Raw genomic sequence first — 26,326 nt, 5'->3', positions numbered from 1 at the left:
TGGCTTTTCGATAGTTAGCGCTTGGAACTGGTTAAGCCATCAAACAGTTTTCAATCACACATAATGCGTGTGACGGTGCCGTCCGTTGGACTATCGCAGAACGGCCTAAGTGCTTATTTCCGGGCTTTGGAACGAATAAGATGCTCATAGTAGAAGAGAATTTTAATAACATGATGAAGATAGTGAACTTCTCGGAATAACTGAAGAATCATTCTCATGAAGTCCAGAAAGTACATTGTTTCACCCTTCTCCTGTCTAACGCCTTCTTTGTCTGGGTAATAAGTAATTACCTGTGATACTGGATCATATGTGGCTGTATAGTGTGATATGGCGTTGCGAACTCCGGTATCTACAACGTCTTTACTTATTATGTACCAGCAGTCGTCTAGGTATTTGAATTTGTCTGACAGTGTCTTATCGGCAAACTTGTCGAGTGATGAAAGAGCGGCCCCATGTTCAGGCTTTGAAAAATCATCATAATTACCACGATGATAAAGATTGTTGAGTCCTGCAACCAAAACAAGTTGGCGCCCTAATACTTCTGCAATGTCTTTGTAGAGGTCTTTGTAGGTATCGAAATCTTCATTTGAAACTCTCGCTGCTACCTTATTACGGTCATAGAAATCAATGAAGTCCAGCAAAAGTGCCGGCCTAAGCGGTAGCTCTGCATCATAAATTTCAGGGTACAGTTTAAGGGTATCACGCTGTACATTTTGTAAGAACCTGGTATCGACAAGCCTGTCAACGAACTTATCGAATGCTCCATTCGTCGTTTCAGCTAAGTTCATTACAAACGGTCCAAAATCTTCTACGAATTTGGTAATTGTATGGTGATCCAGGAATGGAAGAAACACAAAGCTAATGAATTTATACAAAGTCGCATTAATATCTTGAGGAAGGAGGGAGGAACTCTCTTTTGTTTCAAGAAAATCACCCACCTGCTTCTTGAATAGTTTCTTGTCTTTCCCATGGTATAGGCGAATGATATTTCTTATTTTTTCGCTTTTCTCACGGAAGTGATTTAGTTGAATTAATCTATTGTTGTGAAACTGATATAACTCCATTGGGTTGCCGAAGTTTGTTGCTTTGGCACTTTTCTGAATCATTTGAATCGCCATCAAAAACGGCGTAGCACCCATCACATACGGACCAAAGTAAACAGGGAAATCAAGATGCATATCGACGAAAGGATTTCGCCCGTCGAATTTTCCGTATTGGCGCTCACTTAGCTGCTCTGCGCCTTCCACCTTGAAGCCGACGCCTTTACCAATCGTAATATTGATAAGCGCGCTACAATGCGGACAAGCTAAGCTAAATGGTTGAAGGTCGCGGTTTGACATGCCCAACCGAAAGTCAATGTCTTTCAAACAGGTGGAGCATGTAAGAGTCATGTTGTGATTCATATAGGGATCTCAGCGGGATAGATAAGAAACTGTACCTAAACCGATACCCTATGTCATTATATTTCGGAGTTGTTGCATGCCTTGCGGCTGCTATTTGCCCATCGCAATCTGACTTCAGCGTCTGATCCATACCGTTATACACATTTTTCTTCGGCAAGCGCGAATTGAGCTCGGAGCGATGCTTTTCATAAGGTTTTGCCTGAAAAATGAGTGAAAAATGAGTGAAAAGTGTGATTTTTGTATCAAATGCAAGCATTCTTCGTTCGTCTCGACGCCCGCGATGCCTGACGAAATTCGGTTGCAAGTCATTGATTTTATTAATGAAAAATATGTATGATGATATGGGTTTGATAATGTTTTCAGGCCGCTTTTTCACGCCTTGCTAAAAGACATTGCCTAATGCGGCAGTCTCCTCGCCATGCAGCAGCGCGCCTGGGTCACATCGGCGACATTGCCGTCCGTGCCGATAACCGTATTCACCAGGCCAGAATCGGCATCGACGCCGACATGGGATTTCATGCCAAAGTGCCAGGCGTTGCCTTTCTTCGGCAGGTGCATTTCCAGATCACGTTTGCCGTACTTGTTCTTGGTTGACGGTGGCGCGGCGATCAGCGTGGCGTCAATGATGGTGCCTTCGCGCATCATCAGACCTTTCTCAGCCAGATGCCCGTTGATGGTATCGAAGATTTGGCGCGTCAGGTTGTTTGCTTCCAGCAGGTGCCGGAACTTCAGCAACGTCGTTGCATCCGGAGCCGACTCGCGGCCCAGGTCAATGCCAACAAAGGCACGGATCGACTGGCTGTCGTAGACGGCGTCCTTATGCCTTCGTCCGACAAACCAAAGCACTGCTGGGCCACATACATACGCAACATCCGCGCCAGCCCAATCGGTGGACGGCTGGCGCCCTCGACCTTTGGATAAAACGGCTCAATGACCTTGTGCAGTTTGCCCCAAGGCGTCACGTTGTCGATCTAGGCAAGGAAGCGGTCGCGTCGGGTCAGCTTTTCCTTGGCGGCATATTCCAGGTCGGAAAAGCTCTTTTGTATGGTTGACGGCGGGCAGTAGGTGTGACTGTATTGTCTCAGTTCGGCGCCCCAGCAGGAACAGGGTGCTGCGAATTAATCAGTGTTTCCCTAGAATACTCACCATTTCTCTGTATTTGGCAATGTCTTAGCCAACGGGCCAGCGTCTGTTATGGAGATGGATCCTGACAGCGGCGTCACAAGGATTGAACCATTGTCCAGCAAGCGTATCCCAACACGCGTACCGTTCTTAATGCCAGCTGCCGCAGCAACAGGTGCTGGTAGGCGCAGGCCGAGAGAGTTTCCCCACTTGCAGATTGCAGTCATGACCGATCCTTCAAAATGTATAGCCAATGTATAAATTGCATTGATGAAGCAGGGTTACTCTTGAAATTTGCATTTTGCGCAGTTGATCACGTACAAATAGCTTACTTGCCGCCTACCCAAAAAACCTTAAGCCAACGCGTCTGGCGGCAAGGGTACATTGCTAATGCCACGACCACGCGCACCAGGATTTTCATCAGAGTGTTTCACCTTGGCAGATCTGCGGCTCTTAAAGATAGATACGTTCGCTGTGACCGGATGGAACGTCGACTGAGCGCTGGCTTCTAACAATTCAGCCGTCAACTTTTCCAACTTTTCAATCGCAGAGGGTACGCTCACACGTGAATAAATGAATGACGCCACCTTGGTAGACGGGCTGTACTCGCCCGGGTACGCCAGGATATCGGTGAGCTCAGGGTAGACGGCCTTGAGTTGTAGCGAATATTCGATGTCGAGATCAATCCGGATACGGTCGTAGATCCGCTTCCTGCTGGCAGAATAAGCCTTACTCGCTTTCAAGGGAGACAGCATTTTTAACATATCGTGCTCTCGTGCAATGTTCCCCTTCAAATGGTAAAGAAGCAATGTTTGATCGTTCTTCGGCAAATTCAATGCTTTTACGCTTGGGGACCGTAACTGTTTTGGCCGTAAGGCATCATCAAGCCTGAGTTCAGCACGGACTAATGCAAACGCCATCTTATAGGCCTTAATACCCGCCTTGCCAACCCAGTTTTGCACCTCATGCAGGTCATGATTCTCCAGCCATTTGCCATTGAGTTTCACGCCGATCCGAAGGGTACATTTTGAATCCCTTTCGACTTCGACTTCTGCTCCTGCGTCTGGTATGCGTTTGAAAAATGCCCCACAGGCACCGGCGACCTTTACGTAGCAGTCTAATGTATATTCGCGTCGCTTCAGGTACGTAGTGTACGTGTATGTCGTCTGACCTTCAGGCGGCTTAGCTGGGATGGAATATGCAGGCGCCTTTTGCCCTGGCTTCGGCTTCCGTGGATTGCACAGCGTCTCCATTTGCATGCGGTAATGGGCAAGGACTACACGGGTTTCATCTTCAGAGGCGAACTTAAACAAGAATGTTGGCGTAACCGAAATGATGCGTTTGTCGCCATACCCTATGGCTTCAAGTCCGCCAGTTGTACAGCCATTGTCTGCCAGCCAGTATTGCAGCAATCTAACCCCTAGTTGAACTGCAAATGGAACCCCATTTACCAATAGCCGGTTGTGCCCGACAGCGCAGGCAGGTGGGTTGAAATCGACTACGTAGCCAGCGACCCTGCCATGGCGCATACGACTGGTCTGAACAGAGCCCATGTTGCGAGCAGAGTTGAGCTTGACGCCAACAGGTGTGATTTTGAAACCAGCCCCCGTCAATGGCGATTTCGGATACTGATCCCTAAAGTCACTGCTTGCCTCGTCAGTGTCCTCCTTGCCACGGGTGGGGTAGTTGCAATCGTCGTATTCAGCCTGAGACTGGTCAGGCAATAGGATCAAGATAGTTATGGAGTCACACATTGTGGTCGGCCTATTGAAGGGTGTTGGCATCTGCTTTGATCGTCAGGTATCGGTGCCATGTGGTATCCGCGATGCAGCGAAGTGGCTAGTTAAGTGCTGCAACTGATGTACCTAACTATCGATTGCCATGGTCAACTGTTGTGGTTTGTTACTGCATTAGTTATATATATGCGTGATTCGATCACTCGATCTGACGTTAATCGCCATTTTGAGCCTTTACACCGTCCAACGACCGTCCTGCGATGCGTTAGCGCAGGTTCGGTGTATGTCAGAAGTTTTGCCTTTTGAAATGCAGTAACATGCCGCATTGGTTTGAAAATTACACGCCAATACCTTGCAAATTTCGCTTGAGTTTTTCGTTACAGTCGATGAAATATGCATGATATTGGCGGTATCCGTTCTGTGCGGATTTAGTATTTTTCATGTCTTGGTATGGCGAGTTCAGCTTGCTACCAACCACTGTCGTCGTCGTCGTTGACGGCATCGTTGTGCTGAACCTGTACACCTACGGCTGGGGTTTTTGCTTCAATCAGCATTTGATCGAAAAAATCCGAAAGGTCTGTCACATCCTTTTCAAAGCCCTCAATGTTGGTATCTTCGCCTAAAAAAATTACATCTTCATCAGAAATAGAGTCTGTGGTGTCTAATTTTGAGAGAGATTTTTTCTCACATAAATATTTAAAAGAATTTATAAAATCTAAAGGTGGTTTTCCTTGCAGGTTTACCGTGCCATTGTCATAAATGGCAATTACTCCATTATTGTTGAGGTACATATTTGTGCTAATGGCACTTACGAGGCGTTCTTCAATAACTTCACAACCTTTTTCAAGCAGCCAAGTCTGCAATTCGATTCGAGTCATTTTAATTTTCATGCGATCCCCCCGAACTTTCCGTCTTTTCCATCTTTTCATCACGCTCCACAATGCGGGCGTTGACCCAAGCCAAAACCTCGGAGCGCAGCCTAGCGCTAGCACGACCGAGTTTTACTGGCTTCGGAAATTTGTTGCTGGCAATCAGTGCATAAATTCCTGAACGACTCAGGCCAGAAATCATCATTGTAACGGGAAGTTTGTCTAACGGATCAATGTCCACTTGGAGCTCCTTAAATGTCAGTGCGGCTTGCACAAACGAACTGTAAGGGGCAATTGAACCGATGAAAAGATGGCAAAGTGACTTTGCCACCCCGATAAATATTAAAATCTTCCGGTCGAGGCATTTTCACGCTTTCCTGGAAGGTATGACTTATGAACATTGTCTAGAATTTCTCGTGAGATGCTCAGCGAGTTTGGGGCTTCCGGCAGAAAGGTCATACCCAGCACCGTTTCAGAATTGATGAGTGTTGTTTTTGCAGTATTTTTCGTTAAGCCATGCTTAATAAGTTCCGCAGCATTACTTAAGAATTTTTCGTAATCGATTTGATCAAGAAAGTCGAACTGTACTTCTTTTGAAGAGTATTCCATTATCCCTCTTTCCGAGGCTTCTGTGAATCTGTATGGTGTACAGATATGGTAGGCTGACCAGAAGTGGGCTACCGAATTGAAATCTCGAAAGAAATTCTGGACACTTTTCGCTTTCATTTTAGTTATGTTTTGTGTTGCTGATTCGCTCTTTGCTTGGCTTGAATTTCTCTCGGTGGAAAAATCGCTATCATAAATGTATGAACAAAGTAATACACAACCAGCCGTAAATCCTTTGCGGTATGCTAGTTGGACTGATTTCACTTCCTTATTTTTTGAATTTCTTTCTTCTTCAAGCATACGAGAAATTAATTCAAAAGCTACCCCTTCATCATCAGGTAATATTTTGGCAAATATTCCAGATTCTGGTGCTGGTAAATTGGATTCACGGGTTAATTCATTTTTTGAGGTCTCAACCCATCGATAGGGTTGAGATTTTTGTGGTTTTTTTGTTGCTTCTACAATGTTCAAATATCTTGTTCGATCAATAGCACGCCGAATTGCTAATCGTTGATCATCGTCAATTGGGTTTGGGTATAGCATCCAAGATACTATTATTGATTTGTCGACCCACATTGCACCGGTCAGATTAAACATAATCTGCTTTCTATGAATTTTAAAGTTACTAAAATACAGAATTTCTATTGATTTCTGCGTATGCAATAATGCTCCCAGGCATCCATCAGCTTCCGTCGTTTCTCGAATAAGTCTCCACGTGCGTAGGCTGCCTCTGTTTTATCAACTCTTACGTGTGCCAACGCCATCTCGGCAACTTCCCGTGATGCGTCACTAACTTCAGCACACCAGTCGCGGAATGTTGACCTGAAGCCATGAACTGTAAGGTCATTCCTTTTCATACGCTTCAATAATTGCAATAGCGCCATATTGGATAAAGGTTTTCCATTTTTACGCCCTGGGAAAACATAATTTAAGTCTGATTGATTCCTCATCTGTTGCAAGATGTCAATAGCCCTTGCACTCAAAGGGACGCGATGCTCCCGATTTCCCTTCATGCGGTCAGCTGGAATTATCCACACTCTTGATGGTAAATCTACTTCACTCCACACCATGTTCAACACTTCACTCGTTCGGCTAGCGCAGAGTATGGTAAATTCCAATGCGAGTTGGGTTACGCCACCATCCTCCTTCAACTTAGCGATGAACTCTGCAACTTCCACATATGGTAGGGCTGGGTGATGTTCGACCTTCTTGGCCGCTGATCGGCTGATGAGTAGATGATCTAAGTGCCCTTTCCATCGAGCTGGATTTGCGCCGAAACGATAGCCACTGACAGTCGCCCAATCGAGCACAGACTCAATGCGTCCGCGTAGACGCGATGCCGTTTCCGTCTTCGTCTTCCAGATTGGATCTAGAATTTGCATGACCAGTCCGACGTCCACCGTTGAGATAGGAAGGTCACCAATAATCGGATTCGCGTACGTTTCGATTGTCGATAACCACTGTGCGCCATGTTTTGCGTTTCTCCAACCATCCTCATGGGCAGCGTGGTAGTCGGTTGCGCACGACCGGAATGTAATAGCCTGCTTCGCGTCGAATTTATGTGCTTCTTTGGTGGCTGTTTTTGCATCCAATGGATCTATTTCAGCAAGAAGTTGTTCTCGGCAGTCGTGCGCCTTGGTCCGAGCTTTTGATAACGTAACAGTGTGTATCGGACCCAGTCCCATAGCGCGGGCTTTTCCTTTCCGCATATATCGAAACAGCCAGGATTTGACGCCTGCTCGGGTTACTTGTAAGTACAATCCCCCGCCGTCGCTGTACAGGCCGGGTTTGTTGGTTTGTGTGATTGTTAATGCCTTCAGACGGTGGATTCCTCTGGTCATACTCTCTCCTAAGTGGTCGACTAACAAATCGACTATCAAAATTTTACTCGATGGTGGCGCATCCCATTGGATTCACGTGGACAAGCGTTAGCTGAACAAGCGCATGTTCTATTGCTATGCTGGTTTTTGATGGATTTCTGTGGAGCAGTATGTGGCTGACACCGCTTCCGCCAGGAAATAAAAGAAGAGCCGCCCCCTTGGGCGGCTTTTTTATTTCCTGGCGGAAGCGAGCAGGGCGCCTGCGCGCCCTGCGTGTGAGATTCGAAGGGCTGGGCCTACCGGCCCAGCCCGCCCCGAATCCTCCAACCGCTGCCGCTGCGCGGCAGCCTCGCGCGCCGAGGGCGCGCGTTCGTGGTTCTAATTAGGTTTGCGATTGAGCCAGCTTTCACAGCACCCGACGCATCAGTTCGTGTCCGAATAGTGGACCTGACCCTCGCGCCCGGGCGCCTTCGCGCCCTGCGTGTGAGATTCGAAGGGCTGGGCCTACCGGCCCAGCCCGCCCCGAATCCTCCAACCGCTGCCGCTGCGCGGCAGCTTCGCGCGCCGAGGGCGCGCGTTCGTGGTTCTAATTAGGTTTGCGATTGAGCCAGCTTTCACAGCACCCGACGCATCAGTTCGTGTCCGAATAGCGGACCTGACCCTCGTGCCCCGCTCGTGCCCCGAAAATCTTCGTCACTTGGTTGGCTGTCTACTAATTGGTGCACAGTTAGCGTCAGACTGAGTGCAACACCGAGCGGGTATCGTGGATCAATGCAACCTAGCGTTTCTCCAATAACGTATCGATATACCTGTATCCTGAATCCATGGATTCAGACTCGATCTGTTCTAGCACACCGACAGACAGATATTTGTTTTGTGCTAGCTTAAGTACTTTCTCCAATGTAGGGGCTTCATACTCGATGTTTAACTTGCCTATTTTTAATTTTTTCTTTTTTAGCGTGTAACATGCATCAAGAGTTTCATTCCATTTTCTCAGGTTATGCTGGATATAAGTCACATCTCCGTCGCAATTTGACAGAATGTGCCTTAATCCATCATTGTCTATGATCGTGATTTCAGTCTCAGGAAAAAAATTCCAACACTTTGCGACGACACAATAATCATGTCAATAACGCCGCAGAATCCAGTTGGAAACAAAATTTTCAGATCTAGGTGAGGAAAAGATGAGACAGCGAGGTCGTACAAGAGCTTTTGCCCTTCTTGAGATCGTAGAAATTGTGATATCTTTTTTGTCTGGCTCAACGCTTTTTCGATAAAACCTTTTTTTCCTAAGGCTTTTAAGTATTCTTTGGCCCAGCTTGCAGGAAGGTTATTCTTGATCTCGCAGAGGAAGAAGTGAAAGCCCATCGATGGCTCGTAAGAAATAGCCAGGCAGTCGATGTCTGGTAAGGAAAGATCAAAACCTTGTAGAGAAACTTCCTGCATTACTTTGAAATTCTTAAATTTGCTAAAGTAACCTGCAACCTCCTTAACTAAAGACTCACCAATTGGACCGGCTAAAGTTCCAGAGAATCCTTTGCTATTGCGTGTTGCGAGCTGCTTCAGCGCAGATCCAATTCCATCCTTCAGGGAAAATCCACTTGGGAAGAGGACATAGCTACGTGTGGCCGAGATATAGTTCAGCGTGCTATCGGAGCATTCCGACACATCTAGAAGAATGGCCCTGCACTTTTCCACATCCAGTTCTACTGCTCTTGCTACTGCATCCGCAAGGGCATCTTCAGAATAGGTAACTACACAGGGGATCGAGTTCGCGGACGAGTGATAACGCTCGTACAAAGCAAGGGAAAGGATCTCTCGATAGACTAACAAAAACATCGCATAGCTATAGCCGCCGACGTCGACTTCCGAATCAGGAGGCAGGTGATTGAAATAGTTTTGAATTTTCCAAGTGCTTTCAATACTGATTGACTTCAGTGCCGAAGTGACTCGAGTATCATTAAAATCCCATTGCTGGGTTCCCTTCAAAGTCCGATATTCGAACGTCCCTGATTCAACCCCATCTTTACGCGACCGCGAATTCATGATGCACATTTGAAGCTCATGTACAAATTGTCTTGGTATTGATTTATCTTTAATGCCGACTAATATCGTGTTGCCGCGAAGTTTCCAAGACACTGAATCTGGCTGAGCATAAGACATGTAAATCATGTCACGTAGCCAACGATATGATGCGCCGAAATCCAGTGCAGTGCCGATCCGTTTTAAATCCCGAGAATTTGCATTGTTTGGGCTTGCGATGAAACTCCGAGTGGCGGAATTTTCCATAATCTTTGGAATTAAGATGCCAAGTCCCGCTTGAAAGTACTGGGCGATGTCAAACTTGCCTATCGCGTAAAAGTGCTCTACAAACTCTCCAGCGAGGTTGATCGAGATACCATTTTTAATTAAAGAGTTGACCTGTGAATTTAATTCTTCCTCAATTGCTTCGTCAACCATACGAATTATTTCTTCGCTCATATTTTTCCTCGGCGACTCATCGCCTTACGATATCCTTGAAAGTTAAACGAGTGCGGATAATTGAAATGCCAAATGATTGTTATTGATATCTAAATGAATTTATATGGGAGCGAGAAAATATTTTTACTCTTGGTTGCGCTATTTTTAAAACATTAGCTCAAAGGATTTCAATCCAGATCCATCGGCACAAGGTGCAAAATATTACTGTACCTATACACAGTACCACAGATTTTTAAATACGTTTAAACAGATCATAAAGAATGAGCCTGAGTTGTTGGTAAATTTTTTAAGTATATCAAGGGTGAGGCTTAAAAATTTACTACTTGTACTACGCGACGGTACAAAAGCAGGTATGCAATCCCATGATGGCCTTGGGCGGCGCATGAATGCTGACTATATGCATTACACCACTGCCTCCGCGCGGCAGCCCCCACGCACCCCAGCCGCGCATTCGTCGTTCCAATCAGCCGAACCAGCTCTCACAGCACTCCACACATCAGCCCGTCTCTGAATAGCAGACCAGACTCCGGTACGTTTCATGGCAATTCCAACAACACCACCCCACCAGCATGGTATATAACGAATACATGTCACTGCATGTGTGACGCACAGAACCGGCGAGCGTTGTGCTCGCCCGGAAACCTCACAAGGAGACCGCTATGCCAAAATACGTTATTGAGCGTGATATTCCCGGGGCCGGGAAGTTGTCTGAGCAAGAACTTCAAGCCATTTCGCGGAAGTCCTGCAGTGTCTTAAACAAGATGGGGCCACAAATTCAATGGCTGCAAAGCTATGTTACTGGCGATAAAATCTATTGTGTTTACATCGCTGAAAATGAAGCGCAGGTTCGCGAACATGCCCAGCAAGGTGGCTTTCCTGCAAACCGTGTGTCGGAAGTCATCTCAGTCATTGATCCGACTACGGCAGAGTAGTTCCGCCGCCAATGTACTTGAGTCTCGTCCCTGGCGGAGCTTGACTCGGGCAGGGACGAGTTGTGCGTTACATGACCGTTTCGGAAGACGTTGACCGAGCGGCATGGGACGAGAGGGACCATCAGTCCGCGTCATCACCGTATCGACTGTATCGAGCCTCTGACGAGTCGGCCTGCGTAGCTTTTGCGCCGAGCCGCCTTCTACGACGCCCAACGCATCCGTTCGTGTCCAAATGACGGAACTGCCCGTCGCGTTGGGGAATCTCAGGAGTTTGCCGGCATACCTGCGGCGCGTTGTGGCCTCTTGTCGACCGGCACAAACACGTCCCATTTATGTTGTATCGTCGGCTTTACGGTCTTGGCACAACTCACAGCAACATTCGGTCCAGACAGGCCATGGCTCTTCGGCACCCATGTCACATGCAAAGGTAGCGCGCATTTCGCCACCAGAATCTTCCGGTTCGGCTCCAATACCTGCCACTGTGTGCCGTTTTTGGCATTTTCTGCTGCCATGAACTTGACTGCGGCCGCCCTGATCTCAAACAAGCCATGTATGTCACCGCGGGTTCTATCCTCGTCAAGCGTGGCAGCGATTGCCGAGGCGATACCAGCGACTAGAAAAAGAGCGCCGGCAAGGGCGGCGCACATGCGTTGATTCCATCGTAACGGTAGCTGCATATTTACACCCCTTGCCAAGTCTGTTTGATATCCCCCGCCATCACAAGATCAAGCCACTTCATCGCGCCTGAACACGAATTGTTGACGGCTGATGCCTTGCGTGACGAAGTCCGCATCGGGCGGGATTGTTTCCCAGAAAAAAACATGTTTAAAAATGGGGATTTTGTTGAATTTTTTAGAACGAAATATCCATCTGTTTTTCGTGAAATCGCTGTAACGGTCGCCCTTGAACTGTGTATGTACAGTTGTAAAAGGAAGCAACTTTTCCGCAATATTCGGGAAAGAATAATCCGGGTGGTCATCCTTGAATTTCTCAAAAATCGCAAATTGATCTCTGCAGATAACTTGAATGGCCGTTTCTGGCATGCGATAGCGCGGGGACCACAGGACATTCCAGCCGGATCGATTTCGTTGATGAAATTAACCAGGCGCGGCGTCATGATATAGGCGTCCGATTCGATATGGATGATTTTATCCACGCCCATTTCATTGGCCACCTTGACCGAGTGAAGAAAACTGCGCCACCAGCCCGGGTAGTCAGCCCCGCTTTGTCGTCCCAGATTGTTGTCGAAGCGAATGATGAGGTTTTTATCGCCATTTGCAGCCAGCGCAGCGCTATGGGAAACAGTCTTGATAATGTCGGCAGGCGGAAGAAATGGCGATCCATCGTCAATCATTATCTTCTTTACTGCATTAATTGGAATGTTTTCGTAGTAATCGAGCCACCGCTGATACCGGCTTTCCCATGATGGTGCATCTTTTATAAAGCTGGTGCAGAATATAATGGCTTTCATTTGCTAAACACATTCCTTGTGTCTGAAAAATACAGGTTATTCATGGATCATTAAAATTTTCAACTATTTTAACAGATTGGAGGTGCTTTAATCACTGAACGGGCATGCCGGCGATGTGGCCGCTGGCAGCATGGCGCCTCTGGCGCGCACTCCTGGCGCCCCGTCACCGATGCCGTATCGTCCGCATGCCTCGATCATCGCTGGTTATACTAGGTGCATGGCAGAGGTTTCCCATGCGCCATCTCTTTACATCCGTGAACCAATGAAAAACACCACTGTCGAATATCGTCATAACTTTCCCCTTGATCCGCTGGACGTTGTTCGCGTCTTCGATCAGTCCGGCATCAAGCGGCCCACCAGCAACCTCCCGCGAATCGCGCGCATGTTTGCTGTGCCTTGCCTGGTACTGTCGGCATGGGTGGATGGCCAGCTGGTGGGGCTTGCCCGCTCGCTGACCGACCATGCGTATTGCTGTTATCTCTCGGATCTGGCGGTAGACAAGCAATACCAGGGCATGGGTATCGGCAAAGCGCTTGTCCAGCGCACCCAGGCCGTCATCGGCGACGAAGTGTCCCTGATATTGCTTTCCGCTCCCGATGTCATGTCCTACTATCCGACGCTCGGTTTTGAACCTGCCGCGAATGCTTTTATCATTCGGCGCAAACATTAAGTGAGCGCTTCCAGGAACGCTTGTGCCTTTATGAGACCCGTCTACACCCTCGCCGAAGCCCTGGCACAAGACCCCGCTCGCGTGGCCAAGACCCAGGCTCTTACCCTCGACAGCTCCAGGCCCCACATGGGCCTGAAAGGCAGGCACGGCCTGTTCGCCTCCGACGAGTGGTGGGAAAGCATCAAAGCCGGCCGCCTCCAGACGCAAACGTTGACGGGCTGCATCGAGCGCACGTATTTCGCTGGCCAGGATAGCCGGCGCGGCGATCAAGTCAACAGCTTCACTTTGCGTCTGGCCGATGGCTCGACAGTCAACGAGAGCATCTACACGCACCGCAAGCAGGACATCAAGCTGTTCGTGCCCGGCGCTACGGTGACGATGGTGTATGCGCTGGACGAGATGAAGGCGCAGGCGGCTGACGGTGGTGCCTGCTACGCGCGGACCGTGCTGGAAGTATCTGTTTCTGCGGGATAAGGCGTCTATAGCCACTTGATATTGCTGCCAAAGCCTCCTGTTCTCTGTCAACACCATCCCTCCAGGTTTGCATTAAATTAAGGACATTTGATGATGGAGGCGAGATGGACGACGAACTCAGTGGTGAGAAATGGGGGCGAAAATTTCCAGGCAGCACCAACACCAGGGATTTGTCGGGAAATTTTCGTTTGGCAGTGGAAGATTTTCTATATGCAATGAAAGAGGCGGGGATCAGGGTTGCAATCAATGCCACCTACAGACCGCCGCAGCGCTCCTACCTGATGCATTATGCGTGGAGAATCGCAAGAAAACAGCTTGATCCCCAACACATCCCGAAAATGGCGGGTGTGCATATCGAATGGGATCACGGTGAAATTGACGCATCTGTCAAGGCTGCAAAGGCAATGTTGATTGTCTTGCAGATTAATCATTTACCCATCAAACCCGCACTGCGCTCGCAACACAATTCTGGTCTGGCGATTGATATGGATTTGCTGTGGAGCGGAACGGTTGAGGTGAAAGATGCGAGCGGCAATCTGGTTAGGATTGCCACTTTGCCGAGGACGGGCATGAACAGGCAACTTATTGCGGTCGCTGCAACATATGGGGTAAAGAAATACAGCGGGCCTGGAAGCGACCGGCCACACTGGTCCAATAATGGCTATTAAAGGACAGTCATGCGAAAATTTCTTCTGATAGTGCCTATTTGCTTTGTTCTTCCTTTTGCCTTTTCAGCCGAGCCACTCCCTAAGGATGTCAGCAGGTTTATCTATAACGCAGAAGCATGTGAGCACTTGGCGGGAGAATTTGATGGGGAGCTACCTAAGCGGCAGCAGGATGATCTCCTCAAGAACATACATAAATACTGCAAGGTGGCGCAAAATCAGCTGAGAGTTCTTGAAATGAAATATAAAGGCAATGGAAAAATAATGAAGGTCATCAAGAGTCATGCTAATGATGCGGTAAGTAGTTATGAGAGGGAATGACGTTCGCTGGTCTCTTGGGTGAACATAGGATGCAAGCTGCTGCCGCAGCAATCTTCGCAAACTTGACCTAAGCAAATTCCTCACTGAAATTCGTTTGACCGTTCCCCCGCGCCAGGTCTAGAGTCGTCAAAGAGACCTCCACCGACCCTATCGCCCCCCATGGCCAAGCCCTTTCCCCTGAACCCCAAGAACCCCGAACGCATCTGCTGGGGCTGCGACAAGTATTGTCCGCCGGACGCCATGCGCTGCGGCAATGGTTCCGAGCGCACGCAGCATCCAGTCGAGCTGTTTGGCGAAGGCTGGAATGACTGGGGGCTGGCGGCGGCCGATAAAGAAGAGGCGGAGAAAAAACCTTAGCGGTGACAGCGGCCCGATCCGCTACAATTTCCTATCGCACTCGCGCTGAGGAAATACCCATGCAAGAGATCCTGTCCCGCTGGCTGGCAAGCAGTGCCGGCGATTACGCCTTGGTCGAACACCCGGCCGTGCACACCATTGATGAAGCGCTGATTCACGTGCCCGCCATGCCCGGCCTGATGGTGAAAAACCTGTTCGTGCGCGATGACAAGGGCCGGCGGCATTTTCTCGTCATCGTGCCCTTCGACAAGCGCATCGACCTGGCGGCGCTGGGGCGCTTATTGCCGGCCAGTAAGCTGAGCATGGCTTCGCCCGAGCGCCTGCTGCAGCATCTGGGCATCACGCCCGGGTCCGTCAGCCTGTTTGCGCTGATCCATGACGGCGCGCAATCGGTGGAGCTGATACTGGACCAGGCCGTGTGGGATGCTGACCATATACAAGCCCATCCGCTGCGCAATACGGCCACGGTGGCGCTGTCGCATGCCACCCTGGTCCGTTTCCTCGCGCATACGGGACACGTGCCCCACATCGTGACGGTGCCGGCAACGCAATAAGACAATCTCAATGCCCGGCCACGGGCGCGCCGCCGCTGCGCCGTCCCGGCCGGAAACCGTGCGCGCGGGCCGACCAGGCGACCACGAATGCCAGCATGAGCAAAGCCACCATGGCCCACGGGAAAGCGTCCGCGCCCCAGGTTTCCAGCAGGGCGCCGCCCACCACGCCTGCGGCCGCAATCGCGCCATTCCACGCCACCACGTTCATCGACAAGGCCACGTCGGCGCCGCTGCCGGCCGTGTCGGCCAGTGCCGTCTGCAACAGCGTTGCTGCGCCGCCAAAGCTCAGGCCCCAGACGGCCATGCCGACATAGATGACGGCAGGAACGTGCGATGCGACGCCCAGCACCAGGGCCGTGGCGGCAAAGGTCGCCAGGCTGGCCAGCACGGTGGCGCGCAGGTGGCGCTCGACCAATTTCCCCGTGATCCAGATGCCGGCCATGGCCGCGGCGCCGAAGACGAGCAGCACCAGGTCGATGCGCCCCGTCAATCCGGCTGGCGCCACGAACGGGGCGATGTAGGTGTAGAGAATGTTGTGCGCCAGCATCCAGGCGATGACGACGGCCAGCACGGGGCGCACGCCCGGCGTCGTGAAGACGCGGCGCAGGGGCAGGCGCTCATGCGCACGCTGGCCAGGGTAGTCCGGCACTTTCGCCAGCACCCACCCGATCAGGACCAACGTCAGCGCGGAAATGATCCAGAACGCGGCGCGCCAGCCGACGAGCGAACCGAGCAAGGTGCCCAGCGGCACGCCCAGCGACAGGGCGACGGGCGCGCCCACCATGGCCAGCGCCAGGGCGCGGCCTTGCTGGTGGGGCGCCACCATGCGCCGCGCGTAGCCAGCCAGCAAGCTCCACGCCAGCCCGGCCGCCATGCCGGCAAAGAAGCGGGCTGCCAGGGTCAGCCAGTAGTGGGAGGACAGCGCCGTGACGGTATTGAACACGAGAAAGCCGATGATGGTCAGCAGCAGCACGTTGCGGCGGCGCCAGCCGCGCGTGGCGATGGTCAGCGGTATGGCCGCCAGCAGGGAGCCCAGCGCATAGGCCGTGACCATTTGCCCGGCCAGCGCGGCGCTGATGCCGAGTCCCGTACTAATCTGCGGCAACAAGCCGGCGGGCAAGGTTTCCGTGACGATGCAGATAAAACCCGTCATGGCCAGGGCCAATAAACCCGAAACGGGGAGGCGGTCGGCCAGCGCGGGGCTGGCTCCGGTGGTGAGCGTGGCGTGATTCAAAGCGGCTATCCTTGGAAATGTGACGGGGCGGCCAGGCGCGGGAGTGCCCCCGGCCGTCGTGGCGATACATATGTATCGATCGGTATAAATATAGGTGATGGTGCGCCGCGTTGTCAATGACTTCTGTATCGAGTAGTATGTAAGTGGTGGTGAATAGACGAGAAGGAGCGGTGGATGGCGCAAATGGGACGGCCGCGCACGTTCGACCGGCAGGCAGCCGTCGAGCAGGCCATGTTTTTATTCTGGCAGCAAGGGTATGAATCGACGTCCTTGAGCCAGCTCAAGGCGAGCCTGGGCGGGGGCATTTCCGCGCCCAGCTTTTATGCGGCGTTCGGCTCGAAGGAAGCGCTGTTCCGCGAGGCGGCGCAATGCTATCTGGACACGTTTGCGCGCGTGACGGAATGTTTGTGGGACGATGGCCTGGCGCCGCGCGAAGCCATCGAGCTGGCCTTGCGCCAGTCGGCCCGCATGCAGTCCGAGCCGGGCCACCCGCCCGGCTGCATGGTGGCGCTCGGCTGCATGAGCGCGCCGACGGCCGAACATGCGGCCGTGGCAGCCCCGCTGACGGCTTCGCGCGCGCGCACGCGTGCCGGTTTCGTGCATTGCGTCGAGCGGGGCATGGCCGGCGGTGAGTTGCCGGCGGGTACGGATGCTGCGGCGCTGGCGGCCGTCTTCGACAGTTTTTTGTCGGGCGTGTCTATCCAGGCCCGCGACGGCGTGGGTTACGCCGTGTTTGACGCCGCCATTACGCAGATCCTGCGCGTGTGGGATGCCAGCCGCGTGCCTGGCTAGGCGCTAGGCCGTCCAGCGAAACTCCAGCACGTCGTCGCCATACTTGTCCGTCTCGCCCGTCGCGGTCCAGCCCAGGTAGCGGTAGAAGCCGTAGGAGCGCGAAGCGGGGTCGCTGGAGCAGCCGAGGAACAGCCGCTGGTGGCCCTGCGCGCGCAGCTCGGCCATCACCAGTTCCAGCAAGGTCTTGCCGATGCCCAGGCCTTCGAATTCCGGCAGCAGCGCCAGGACGATGATTTCGCCCGTGTCGCGCTCGCCAAAGCAGTAGCCGGCCAGTTGGCCGTCGTGATGGCAGACCTGGCCGGGCAGGCTGCCCGAGCGCATCATGTCGGCCCAGGTGTCGGCCGTGATGCCCACTTCCGCCAGGCGTTCCTTGGAAACGGCGTTTTGCCGCGTCTTGCCGCGCAAGGCGATGAAGGCCGGGGTATCTTCCGCCCTGGCGGCATGAAAAGTAATCGATGCGGGGTGTGTCGTCATGTGTGCGTGAATTGTTGTGAATTGTTGGATGGTAGTGAAGGATTTACTCCCACGGTTTGCGCATAATGTGCGCGTGGCGCTGCCAGTCAACGACTTTGGTATGTTCGATGGCTTGCTGGCCGGGATTGGCGCTATCGATGATTTCATCCTTGACGATGATCAGGTCATTTTTATCATTGAGGCGGTATTCCCGGTAGCGCTCGCAATCCTGTGCGCGCCGGGCGATGGCGATTAATGTATTTGCCCGCCACTTATAGCTGTCTTCATGAAAGCATTGCGCCGCGCAGCCGCAATTGGCGATGCCGCCTTCGATTCTTTGCTCGGCGATGTTGATATCGAGATTTGGAATCGCGGATAAGGCTTTGTTGAAACTGTATTGTTTTGCTTGCGCATCCCACAGCCACACATCGGAACAGCGGATGCGTCCCTGGCTATCCGTATAACCTGTGACCCACAGGTCGGCATGGCCGTCGAAATTCATGTCCAGCAGCAGCGCATGCAAATTGCCCGTACCACTGCTGCTGCAACTGCCATTGAGCCACTGCTTGCCGGCTTTCAGCCGGTAGGTCTGTTTTTCATCGTGATTGACATAGCGGATATCGGCCGCTTGCCGCACTTTGCCTGTCGCGGCTTTGTCCAGGTGCAAGGTGCCGCCATAAGCCGACGTGGCAATCAGGGATAAGAGCAGAACAATCAATTTCATGGCGTTATTCTTCGGGCACAATGCCCCGATTGCATCAGGTGGAGAATGATCATAACGCATGATTTGGGCAATGCGCCACACGGTTTCTATTGTGCATTCTGTGCGGAACAGTGCTGTGTACAATGCCAAAAAATCCCCGATAAGGAATGCTGATGACATCTTCCCCCGAATCTTTGAATGAAGCGGGCATCCTCGCTTATAACGATGGACATTACGCCGAGGCCTTTAAACAATTCGACGCCGCGGCGCGCACCGGCGATCCGGCCGGCCAGCATTTATTGGCCAGCCTGTATTACCAGGGCCATGGCGTGACGCAAGACTTGCCGAAAGCGGTGGAATTGTTCACGGCGGCAGCGCAGGCGGGCTTTCCGCCGTCGCTGGCCAACCTGGCCCTGATGTATGCGAGCGGCGATGGCGTCGCGCAAGATATGCGGCAGTCGCTGGCCTACGGGCGCCAGGCGGCCGAGGCGGGCGATGGCCAGTCGCAATTCAACCTGGCGCAGGCCTACCGCAAGGGTATTGATGTACCGCAAGACTACGCCGAGGCAGCGTTCTGGTACAAGCAGGCGGCCGAAGCCGGTTCCCTTTCCGCACAGAATGAATATGGCTTGCTGTACGCGCAAGGGCAGGGGGTGGACCTCGATTACGTGCAGGCATATGCGTGGATCGCCATGCCGGCCGAGGCGGGCAGCGCGCAATCGATCAAGAACCGCGACCAGCTGCTGGAAATCCTCACGCCGTCACAGCAGCAGGCGGCGCGCGCGCTGGCCGCCGAGTATGCGGAGCAATACGGCGTCAATCCCCACTAGACTTCCCCGGCAGCTTGCCGAGCAAGCCCGCCGCATCGAGTTCATAGCTGTCGAAATCGCGCGCGAGGAACAGTTCACCCGAGTAATGCAGCCGTGCTTCCGCTTCCAGTTCGGCCATGCCTTCCGCATTGTGATAGCGGGCGCTGAAGTGGGTGAGGATCAGGTTCGGCAAGCGGACGGCTTCGGCGAACCGCGCCACGCGCTGCACGGAACTGTGCGTGGGGCCGGGGCCCACCTTTTGCAGCATGGCTTCCGTGTAGGTGGCTTCATGCACGAGCAGTTGCGCATCGGCACAGGCATCCGTCAGCAACGCTGGCGTGTCGTTGTCGCCGCCGATCACCACGGCGGCGCGCTGCGTTTCCGTCTGGCGGAACGCGGCGGCGTGCAAGATCGTGCCATCGTCGAGCAGTGCATCCTGGCCCGCCTGCAAGAGTCCCCATGCGGGGCCGGGCGGCACGCCGGCCGCCTGCAGGGCGGCCTTGTCCAGTTTCCACCTGCTCGTTTCCAGCGCAAAACGATAGCCGACGCTCGGTGCGCGGTGCGACAGCGCATGGCGCGAGACGGTCAAGCCCGCTGCTGCATGCACGACGGGTGCGCTGTCCACGTCGATGTGGATCAGCGGATACGTCAGGAACAGTTCCGTATGCAACAGGGTGGCGTCGATCCATGCCTTGATGGCGGCCGGGGCGATCAGCAGCAATGGCTTCTTGCGCCCCGTCATGGAGGCGCTGGCCAGCAGGCCCGGCAGGCCATAGCTATGGTCGCCATGCACGTGGGTGATGCAGATGCCTACCAGGTCGTGCACGGACAAGGGCAGGCGCTGCAGCCGGTGCTGCGTGGCTTCGCCGCAATCGATCATCCACCAGTCGCGGTTGTGCGTGGTTTGCAGGGCCAGCGAGGTGACGTTGCGGTGGCGCGTGGGCACGCCGGAAGACGTGCCGAGAAAAGTCAGTTTGAACATGCCCGCATTATGCGGCAAGCCTTGCCCGCTTGCCAACGCCGGTAGCCTCAGCCTGCCAGCGGCGCGCTCAATTTGTCCTTGTAGATGCGCCCGTTCTTCATGATCAGGAACAGGCTTTCCTCGGGATGCGCGAGGAAATCGAGGTTTTTCGTGGGGTCGCCCTCGGCCACCAGCAAGTCGGCCAAGGCGCCTGCCGCCAGCCGGCCCAGGGTGCCCGGGTAGGGTGCGCGCTGGCCGGACAGGGCCAGCAATTGTCCATTCTGCCCCGTCGCCTGCGCCAGCAAGGTCAGGGGATCGTAAAAGCGCGTGAGCTTGGCCAGCTGGCGGCCCTGGGTCGGCGTGTTTTTCGCGTTGAACAGGATATCCGTGCCCCAGCCCGTTTTGATGCCGTACTTTTGCGCCAGCGCATACGCCTTCACCGTGCCTTCCGAGACGATGGCCTGGCTGGCCTTGCGCGCCGCATCCGGGTACACATTCGCGTCCTCATCTTGCAGGAAAGGCTGCAGGCTCCACCACGTGCCCGTGTCGCGCATCATGCGCGCGGATTCGTCGTCCGCCAGCTGGCCGTGCTCGATGCTGCGCACGCCCGCGCGGATGGCACGCTGTATGCCTTTTGGCGTGTAGACGTGGGTCATCACATACGTGCCCCAGTCGGCGGCCGCTTCCACGCCGGCGCGCAGTTCGCGTTCCGAATACTGCGTGCTGTCGAGCGGGTCGTACATCGACGCGACGCCGCCACCGGCCATCATCTTGATTTGCGTCGCGCCCAGCATCAGCTGTTCGCGCACGCGGCGCAGCACTTCCGCCTCGCCGTCGGCGATCATGGCCATGCCCGCCGTTTCCGCCATGCCCAGCGGCGCATTCGCTGCGCGCGGGATATCGGAACGCATGCGGAAGTCGCCGTGGCCCGAGGTTTGCGAAATCATGGCGCCGGATGGGAAGATGCGGGGACCGTCGACGATGCCTTCATCGATGGCGCGTTGTAATGCAAACGCGGGGCCGCCAGGATCGCGCACGGACGTGAACCCCCGCAGCAGGGTGCGCCGCGCTTCCTGCGCCGCCACCAGGTACAGATAGCCGACATCGGACGTCATGGCCGTCACCTGGTTGATGGCGGCCAGCATGGTGTGCCAGTGGGCGTCGATCAGGCCCGGCATCACCAGCTTGCCCTGGCAATCGATCACTTGCGCGCCCTCGACTTTTTCGCCGGCCGGCAGCAGGGCGGTAATCGTCGCCCCCGTCACCAGCACGTGGATGCCGGAGCGGGGCGCCTTGCCCGTGCCGTCGAACAGGCGCAGATTGGTCAGCAATATGGGACGGTCGGATGCTTGCGGCTGCTGGGCAATGGCATTGCTGGTGGACAAGCCGATGAAGGGCGCCAACATGGCGGCCGTGCCGCCGAGAAATTGCCGGCGCCGCATGTCCGCCATCACCCGCTGGTGCAGGATGGTGAAGACGGTGCCGCCGCAGTCGCAGGCGCGCGGCTTCAAGCCGCCCGTCTGCCAGGTATCCGCCAGATGCTGCTCTTGTGCCAGGGCCATCGAACCATCCTTTCATCGCTGCCGCGCCGTGACTGGCACGCGGACAAAGTTAATAAGTGAAAACAATGACCATTGAAGCCCCGCAGCGGTGGCAAGTCAAGCGTGCACTTGTTTTATGGCAAAAAAGGTGCATCGGCTGTTCACGGTGCATGCTGGCCGCTATTTCCCCTTCGCCCGCCGTGTAGTCGACAAAGCCGTCGCGGCGGCAAAAGCTGGCCAGCTGCATGCCGGCCTGGCGCGCGATGCGAATCGCCAGCGAGGTGGGCGCCGAGATGGTGGCGACGAGCCCGATATGCATGCGCGCCGACTTGCGCACCAGTTCATAGCTGGCGCGGCTCGACAGGAAGACAAAGCCGTCGTGCATGGCGATGCGGTGCAGCGCCAGGTAGCCGATCAATTTGTCGAGGCCGTTATGCCGGCCCACGTCCTCGAACACTTTTACCACCGCGCCCTCGGCCGTGCACCAGGCGGCCGCATGCACGCCGCCCGTCTTGTGCATCAGCTCCTGGTAGGGCAGCAGTTCGCGCGCGGCGCGCCCGAGGATGGCGCTGCTGGCGACCAGCGGCGGCAAGGGCCGCGTAATCTTTTCCGGCACCAGGTCCAGCAGGGCCAGGCTTTCGATGCCGCACACGCCGCAGCCCGTGCGCCCCGTCAGCGCGCGGCGGCGGGCCTTGAGCTTGATCAAATCAGGCTGCGCGATGGTCAGCCGCACTTCCGCGCTGTCTTCGCCGCAGCACACGTCGAGGTCGTAGATGTCGCGCACGCTGCCGACGATGCCCTCCGTCAAGGTAAAGCCGACGGCGAATTCCTCGAGGTCGCGCGGCGTGGCCATCATCACCGCGTGGGCGATGCCGTTGTAGACGAGGGCCACGGGATATTCCTCGGCCACCATGTCGCGGCCCGCCGTGGCCACGCCCCCTGGTGGCGCACCATGTGGACTTCCAGGAAACCGTCGCGTTCGATGGTGGTGATGTCGCATTCCATGCTGTGTGTCCTCCAGTTAATCGATCTGATAGCGGGGGCAGGGCCGTATCGAGGGCGGCAGCGGGTCGCCGTTCAATTCCAGCAGCGAGCGTTCCGTTTCGCGCGTCATGGCGTTGAGGGCCAGGCAATTGGGCGCCAGGCCGAATGGTTCGGCGATCTGCTGCGCGATGGCTTCCAGCGCGAACAGGGTGTAGGCAACGAAGACGGAAATGAGGGGCGTGGCCACGCCGATGGCGTCCACCAGGCCCAGCGGCAGTAAAAAACAGTACATGTAGACAGTGCGGTGCACCAGCACGCCGTATGGATACGGGATCGGCGTGTTCTTGATGCGCTCGCAGCCGGCCACCGTGGCGGCCAGGTCGTTGAGCTGGGTGTCGAGCATCCACAGCAGCTGCATCTGGCCCGGCTGGCGCTGCACGGCCTCGTGCAGCATGGCGCGCACCGAATGGAGCAAGGCGACGGGCTTGAAGTTGACGCCCTGCAATTGCTGCACTTCCGTGGCCGGCAGGTAGCGCGCCAGGTCTTCTTGCGGGTCCGTCTGGCGCAGCTGGTGCTTGAGCGCGTAGACGAAGGCGATCAGGCGGCGCAGCAGTAACTGGTGGTCCAGGCCGCTCGTTTCCTGCGGCAGATACGTGAGCGCCTGCGAAGCGAGGGCCCGCGCGGCGATCAGCAATTGCCCCCAGATATGCCGCGCCTCGACGAAGCGCGCATAGCTGGCGTTGTTGCGAAAGCCGAGGAAGATCGCCAGGCTGATGCCGACCATGGGAAACGGCGCCGTATCGAGCGGAATCTTGACGCCGAAGATGCGGCCGTCCGTCAGCAAGGCCAGCGAACTGACGACCAGCATCAGCAGCAGTTGCGGGATGATGGCTTGCAGCACCGAGCCGTTCCAGACGAACAGCATGCGGAACCAGTTGGTGGTAGGCCGAATGATCATGATCTGATGCCGATCAATGCTTGCGGGGCACGACTTTGCCCTCGAAAACGTAGTATTGGAACAGGTTGTAGCCGACCATGATCGGCAGCATGGAACCCATGCCGATCAGCATGAAGATCAGGGTCGGCTCGTCGGATGCGGCCGCCGCGATGCTCAGCTTGCCCGGCACGAGGTCCGGGAAGAAGCTGATGGCCAGGCCCGCGAACGAGGCCAAAAACAGTACGATGGCGCCGCGGAACGGTCCGCGCACGCCGTTCACGTGCACGGCCCACAGGATGTAGATAAAAGCGCTGGCGGCGATGGCGGCCAGGGCCAGCAGCATGCCGAACACGCCCGGCTGCGCCCAGCGGTCGTGGCCGATGGCGCTGAAGACCATGGTGCCGGCAGACAGCACGATGGCGGCCGCGACCGTCGCCAGCACGCTGGTGGTCGCGTAGCGGCGCGCCGCCGCTTCCAGCTGGCCGCCCGTCTTCTTGATCAGGTAGGTGCTGCCCAGCAGGCAATAGCCGGCCACCACGCCCAGCGCCGTGCAGGCCGTGAAGACCGCACTCAGCGGGCCCGGCTGCAAGCCCGTGATGACCTCGCCCAGCACCACGCCCTGCGCCACGGCGGCCAGCAGGCTGCCCACGCCGAAGATCACGTCCCACAGGCGCTTGTTGCCGGCCGCATGGCGGAACTCGATTGACGCGCCGCGCATGATCAGGCTGGCGATCAGCAGCATGATGGGGATGTACAGCCCTTCCAGCAGGGTGGCGTAGGCGCTGGGAAAGGCGCCGAACAGGGCGCCGCCCACCACCACCAGCCAGGTTTCATTGGCGTCCCACACGTGCTCGATCGACTGGAAGATCAGGTTGCGTTCCTGCTCGCGGCGGGTGAACAGGCTGAGGATGCCCACGCCCAGGTCGAAGCCGTCCGTGACCACGTAAAACACCAGCATCAGGCCGATCAGGCCGAACCAGGCGTTGCCTAGCATGGCATGCGAATTGATATCCATTACAAACTCCTTGATTGATGGGGGCGCATTTCAATACCCCGTGGCATGTACGGCATCGGGCAGGGGCAGCGCCACGTCCGGGCCTTGTTGCAGCCATTTCCTGGCGAACACGAAGAAAGTGAGGAACAGCACGATGTAAAACACGCAGAACATCAGCATGCTGCCGGCCACGGCATGGGCCGCCACGTCGGAAACGGCGTCGCGCGTGCGCAGCAAGCCGTACACGACCCATGGCTGGCGTCCCACCTCGCGCACGATCCAGCCGCACTCGACGGCGATGTAGGGCAGCGGTATCGTCAGCACCCAGGCCAGCAGCAGCTTGCGGTTGCGCACGAACTCCTGCACCCGGCCGCCCACCTTGCGCCAGGCGACGAAGGTCCAGAACGCCAGCAGCACGAACCACATGCCGATGCCGGCCATGGCACGGAACGCGTAGTACAGCAGCGGCAGCATGGGCGGCTGGTCTGCGCGGGCGATGTCGGCCAGGCCCGTGATCTTGCCCGTGGCGCTATGCGTGGCGATCACGCTGAGCATGCCGGGCACTTCCAGCGACCAGTCGTTCTTCTGCTCGGTCTGGTTGGGCCAGGCCAGCAAGGACCAGGCGGCACCTTCGCCATCGCGATTCGTGTGCCAGTGGCCTTCGATGGCCGCGCCCTTGGCGGGCTGGGTCTTGAAGACGTCGACGCCGCTCGAGTCGCCCAGCCACACTTGCAACGGTGCAATGACCAGCAACAGCATCAGCGCCAGCTTGAACGAGCGGGCGAAGAAGGCCGGTTCGCGGCGCTTGAACATATACCAGGCGGAAATGCCGGCGATGACGATCAAGCCCGTTTCCACGGCGGCTACCCACATGTGGCCCACGGCCCAGGCCATGTCGGGATTGAAGATGGCGGCCACGTAATCGGTGACGATGATCTTGCCATCAAGCACGCGCACGCCGGCCGGCGTCTGCATCCAGGAATTGGCGACCATGATCCAGAACGAGGAAATGCTGGAACCGAGCGCCACCATGCCGGTGGCAAACAGGTGCACGCCCTTCGGTACGCGGCCCCAGCCGAACATCATGACGCCGATGAAACCCGCTTCCAGCATGAAGGCCATGGCGCCCTCGAAACCGAGGATGTTGCCGATGAACTGGCCCGAATGGTGCGAGAACGGCGCCCAGTTGGTGCCGAACTGGAATTCCAGGGGAATCCCGCTGACGACGCCGACGGCAAAGTTCAGTACCAGCAACTTGCTCCAGAAGCGCGCGTGGCGGTAGTAGACGGGGTCGCTGGTGCGCAGCCACAGCGCCTCGACGACGAACAGGAACAGCGACAGGCTGATCGTCAATATGGGCCACAGGATGTGGAAGATGGCCGTCATCGCAAATTGCGCGCGCGACAGGTCCAGGGTATCGAAACCGAACATGGCGTT

28 protein-coding genes and 1 pseudogene are annotated in these 26,326 nt (G+C 55.2%); 9 read left to right on the top strand and 20 right to left on the bottom strand.

Annotation, left to right across the window (positions count from 1 at the left end; genetic code table 11):
- Positions 1-113: 113 nt before the first annotated feature.
- From ACRHIG_RS25465 to ACRHIG_RS25425, 9 genes and pseudogenes are all read right to left on the bottom strand, one after another.
- Positions 114-1,340, bottom strand: coding sequence for a hypothetical protein (locus ACRHIG_RS25465; protein WP_489628320.1), 1,227 nt, complete (start codon positions 1,338-1,340; stop codon positions 114-116).
- Between the two features lie 454 nt (positions 1,341-1,794).
- Positions 1,795-2,449: pseudogene (locus ACRHIG_RS25460) on the bottom strand (IS5 family transposase); the annotation flags it as partial.
- Between the two features lie 96 nt (positions 2,450-2,545).
- Positions 2,546-2,752, bottom strand: coding sequence for an AbrB/MazE/SpoVT family DNA-binding domain-containing protein (locus tag ACRHIG_RS25455; protein ID WP_489628319.1), 207 nt, complete (start codon positions 2,750-2,752; stop codon positions 2,546-2,548).
- A 126-nt stretch (positions 2,753-2,878) separates the two neighbouring features.
- Complete coding sequence (locus tag ACRHIG_RS25450) at positions 2,879-4,258, bottom strand: hypothetical protein (protein WP_489628318.1); 1,380 nt, start codon at positions 4,256-4,258, stop codon at positions 2,879-2,881.
- 470 nt (positions 4,259-4,728) lie between these two features.
- Positions 4,729-5,151, bottom strand: coding sequence for a hypothetical protein (locus ACRHIG_RS25445; protein ID WP_489628317.1), 423 nt, complete (start codon positions 5,149-5,151; stop codon positions 4,729-4,731).
- Entirely contained in the window at positions 5,141-5,371 is a 231-nt protein-coding gene (locus ACRHIG_RS25440) for a helix-turn-helix transcriptional regulator (RefSeq protein ID WP_489628316.1), read from the bottom strand. Before ACRHIG_RS25440 ends, ACRHIG_RS25445 begins: the two co-directional genes overlap by 11 nt.
- A gap of 101 nt (positions 5,372-5,472) precedes the next feature.
- Positions 5,473-6,333 carry a hypothetical protein gene (locus tag ACRHIG_RS25435; protein ID WP_489628315.1) on the bottom strand — a complete coding sequence of 287 codons (861 nt, stop codon included), beginning with the start codon at positions 6,331-6,333 and terminating at the stop codon, positions 5,473-5,475.
- A gap of 44 nt (positions 6,334-6,377) precedes the next feature.
- A complete protein-coding gene (locus ACRHIG_RS25430; protein ID WP_489628314.1) occupies positions 6,378-7,577 on the bottom strand; it encodes a tyrosine-type recombinase/integrase in 1,200 nt (399 codons plus the stop codon).
- A 1,041-nt stretch (positions 7,578-8,618) separates the two neighbouring features.
- Positions 8,619-10,037, bottom strand: coding sequence for a hypothetical protein (locus tag ACRHIG_RS25425; protein WP_489628313.1), 1,419 nt, complete (start codon positions 10,035-10,037; stop codon positions 8,619-8,621).
- A gap of 659 nt (positions 10,038-10,696) precedes the next feature.
- On the opposite strand from ACRHIG_RS25425, the gene ACRHIG_RS25420 reads away from it, so the two are divergent.
- Positions 10,697-10,969 carry a DUF4242 domain-containing protein gene (locus ACRHIG_RS25420; protein WP_070224858.1) on the top strand — a complete coding sequence of 91 codons (273 nt, stop codon included), beginning with the start codon at positions 10,697-10,699 and terminating at the stop codon, positions 10,967-10,969.
- 263 nt (positions 10,970-11,232) lie between these two features.
- On the opposite strand, the gene ACRHIG_RS25415 is transcribed toward ACRHIG_RS25420, so the two are convergent.
- A complete protein-coding gene (locus ACRHIG_RS25415; RefSeq protein WP_489628312.1) occupies positions 11,233-11,616 on the bottom strand; it encodes a hypothetical protein in 384 nt (127 codons plus the stop codon).
- Between the two features lie 32 nt (positions 11,617-11,648).
- Positions 11,649-12,440 (bottom strand): hypothetical protein, encoded by a 792-nt coding sequence (locus tag ACRHIG_RS25410; protein WP_489628311.1) that lies wholly within the window; start codon positions 12,438-12,440, stop codon positions 11,649-11,651.
- Between the two features lie 262 nt (positions 12,441-12,702).
- Here ACRHIG_RS25410 and ACRHIG_RS25405 point away from each other — a divergent pair, with 262 nt between their 5' ends.
- The 6 genes from ACRHIG_RS25405 (at position 12,703) to ACRHIG_RS25380 (ending at position 15,481) form a co-directional block, all read left to right on the top strand.
- Entirely contained in the window at positions 12,703-13,110 is a 408-nt protein-coding gene (locus ACRHIG_RS25405; RefSeq protein ID WP_489628310.1) for a GNAT family N-acetyltransferase, read from the top strand.
- A 30-nt stretch (positions 13,111-13,140) separates the two neighbouring features.
- Positions 13,141-13,584 carry a hypothetical protein gene (locus tag ACRHIG_RS25400; protein WP_489628309.1) on the top strand — a complete coding sequence of 148 codons (444 nt, stop codon included), beginning with the start codon at positions 13,141-13,143 and terminating at the stop codon, positions 13,582-13,584.
- A gap of 104 nt (positions 13,585-13,688) precedes the next feature.
- Positions 13,689-14,252, top strand: a complete 564-nt coding sequence (locus tag ACRHIG_RS25395) for a hypothetical protein (RefSeq protein ID WP_489628308.1) — start codon at positions 13,689-13,691, stop codon at positions 14,250-14,252.
- 9 nt (positions 14,253-14,261) lie between these two features.
- Positions 14,262-14,570 (top strand): hypothetical protein, encoded by a 309-nt coding sequence (locus ACRHIG_RS25390; RefSeq protein ID WP_489628307.1) that lies wholly within the window; start codon positions 14,262-14,264, stop codon positions 14,568-14,570.
- A gap of 159 nt (positions 14,571-14,729) precedes the next feature.
- Positions 14,730-14,927: a DUF3079 domain-containing protein gene (locus ACRHIG_RS25385; protein ID WP_230517605.1), complete on the top strand. Its 198-nt coding sequence runs from the start codon at positions 14,730-14,732 to the stop codon at positions 14,925-14,927.
- Positions 14,928-14,986: 59 nt separating this feature from the next.
- Entirely contained in the window at positions 14,987-15,481 is a 495-nt protein-coding gene (locus ACRHIG_RS25380) for a prolyl-tRNA synthetase associated domain-containing protein (protein WP_489628306.1), read from the top strand.
- Between the two features lie 7 nt (positions 15,482-15,488).
- Here the strand turns inward: ACRHIG_RS25380 and ACRHIG_RS25375 are convergent, their stop codons facing one another.
- Complete coding sequence (locus tag ACRHIG_RS25375; RefSeq protein WP_489630874.1) at positions 15,489-16,634, bottom strand: MFS transporter; 1,146 nt, start codon at positions 16,632-16,634, stop codon at positions 15,489-15,491.
- 255 nt (positions 16,635-16,889) lie between these two features.
- Here ACRHIG_RS25375 and ACRHIG_RS25370 point away from each other — a divergent pair, with 255 nt between their 5' ends.
- Positions 16,890-17,507 carry a TetR/AcrR family transcriptional regulator gene (locus tag ACRHIG_RS25370; protein WP_489628305.1) on the top strand — a complete coding sequence of 206 codons (618 nt, stop codon included), beginning with the start codon at positions 16,890-16,892 and terminating at the stop codon, positions 17,505-17,507.
- A 3-nt stretch (positions 17,508-17,510) separates the two neighbouring features.
- On the opposite strand, the gene ACRHIG_RS25365 is transcribed toward ACRHIG_RS25370, so the two are convergent.
- Positions 17,511-17,981: a GNAT family N-acetyltransferase gene (locus tag ACRHIG_RS25365; RefSeq protein WP_489628304.1), complete on the bottom strand. Its 471-nt coding sequence runs from the start codon at positions 17,979-17,981 to the stop codon at positions 17,511-17,513.
- Between the two features lie 43 nt (positions 17,982-18,024).
- A complete protein-coding gene (locus ACRHIG_RS25360; RefSeq protein ID WP_489628303.1) occupies positions 18,025-18,843 on the bottom strand; it encodes an XAC2610-related protein in 819 nt (272 codons plus the stop codon).
- Between ACRHIG_RS25360 and ACRHIG_RS25355 the strand changes: the two genes are divergently transcribed.
- The gene (locus tag ACRHIG_RS25355; RefSeq protein WP_489628302.1) at positions 18,837-19,493 is read left to right on the top strand and encodes a tetratricopeptide repeat protein; all 657 of its coding nucleotides are present in this window, start codon (positions 18,837-18,839) and stop codon (positions 19,491-19,493) included. The two genes, ACRHIG_RS25360 and ACRHIG_RS25355, sit on opposite strands and share 7 nt — an antisense overlap.
- Here the strand turns inward: ACRHIG_RS25355 and ACRHIG_RS25350 are convergent.
- The 6 genes from ACRHIG_RS25350 to ACRHIG_RS25325 all read right to left on the bottom strand — a co-directional run bounded on the left by ACRHIG_RS25350 (position 19,480) and on the right by ACRHIG_RS25325 (position 26,320).
- Positions 19,480-20,454, bottom strand: coding sequence for a ribonuclease Z (locus ACRHIG_RS25350; RefSeq protein ID WP_489628301.1), 975 nt, complete (start codon positions 20,452-20,454; stop codon positions 19,480-19,482). The two genes, ACRHIG_RS25355 and ACRHIG_RS25350, sit on opposite strands and share 14 nt — an antisense overlap.
- A gap of 47 nt (positions 20,455-20,501) precedes the next feature.
- Positions 20,502-21,995, bottom strand: a complete 1,494-nt coding sequence (locus tag ACRHIG_RS25345; protein WP_489628300.1) for a metal-dependent hydrolase family protein — start codon at positions 21,993-21,995, stop codon at positions 20,502-20,504.
- Between the two features lie 49 nt (positions 21,996-22,044).
- Positions 22,045-22,908: a formate dehydrogenase accessory sulfurtransferase FdhD gene (gene fdhD / locus ACRHIG_RS25340; RefSeq protein ID WP_489628299.1), complete on the bottom strand. Its 864-nt coding sequence runs from the start codon at positions 22,906-22,908 to the stop codon at positions 22,045-22,047.
- 87 nt (positions 22,909-22,995) lie between these two features.
- Positions 22,996-23,916, bottom strand: a complete 921-nt coding sequence (locus tag ACRHIG_RS25335; protein ID WP_489628298.1) for a bestrophin family protein — start codon at positions 23,914-23,916, stop codon at positions 22,996-22,998.
- A 13-nt stretch (positions 23,917-23,929) separates the two neighbouring features.
- The gene (locus ACRHIG_RS25330) at positions 23,930-24,910 is read right to left on the bottom strand and encodes a cytochrome d ubiquinol oxidase subunit II (RefSeq protein WP_489628297.1); all 981 of its coding nucleotides are present in this window, start codon (positions 24,908-24,910) and stop codon (positions 23,930-23,932) included.
- A gap of 30 nt (positions 24,911-24,940) precedes the next feature.
- Positions 24,941-26,320 carry a cytochrome ubiquinol oxidase subunit I gene (locus ACRHIG_RS25325; protein ID WP_489628296.1) on the bottom strand — a complete coding sequence of 460 codons (1,380 nt, stop codon included), beginning with the start codon at positions 26,318-26,320 and terminating at the stop codon, positions 24,941-24,943.
- Positions 26,321-26,326: the final 6 nt, after the last annotated feature.

This window comes from Janthinobacterium sp. C22, assembly GCF_057919405.1.
Note: the sequence above shows the minus strand (reverse complement) of the source record. Positions and strands in the feature narration are given on the sequence as shown.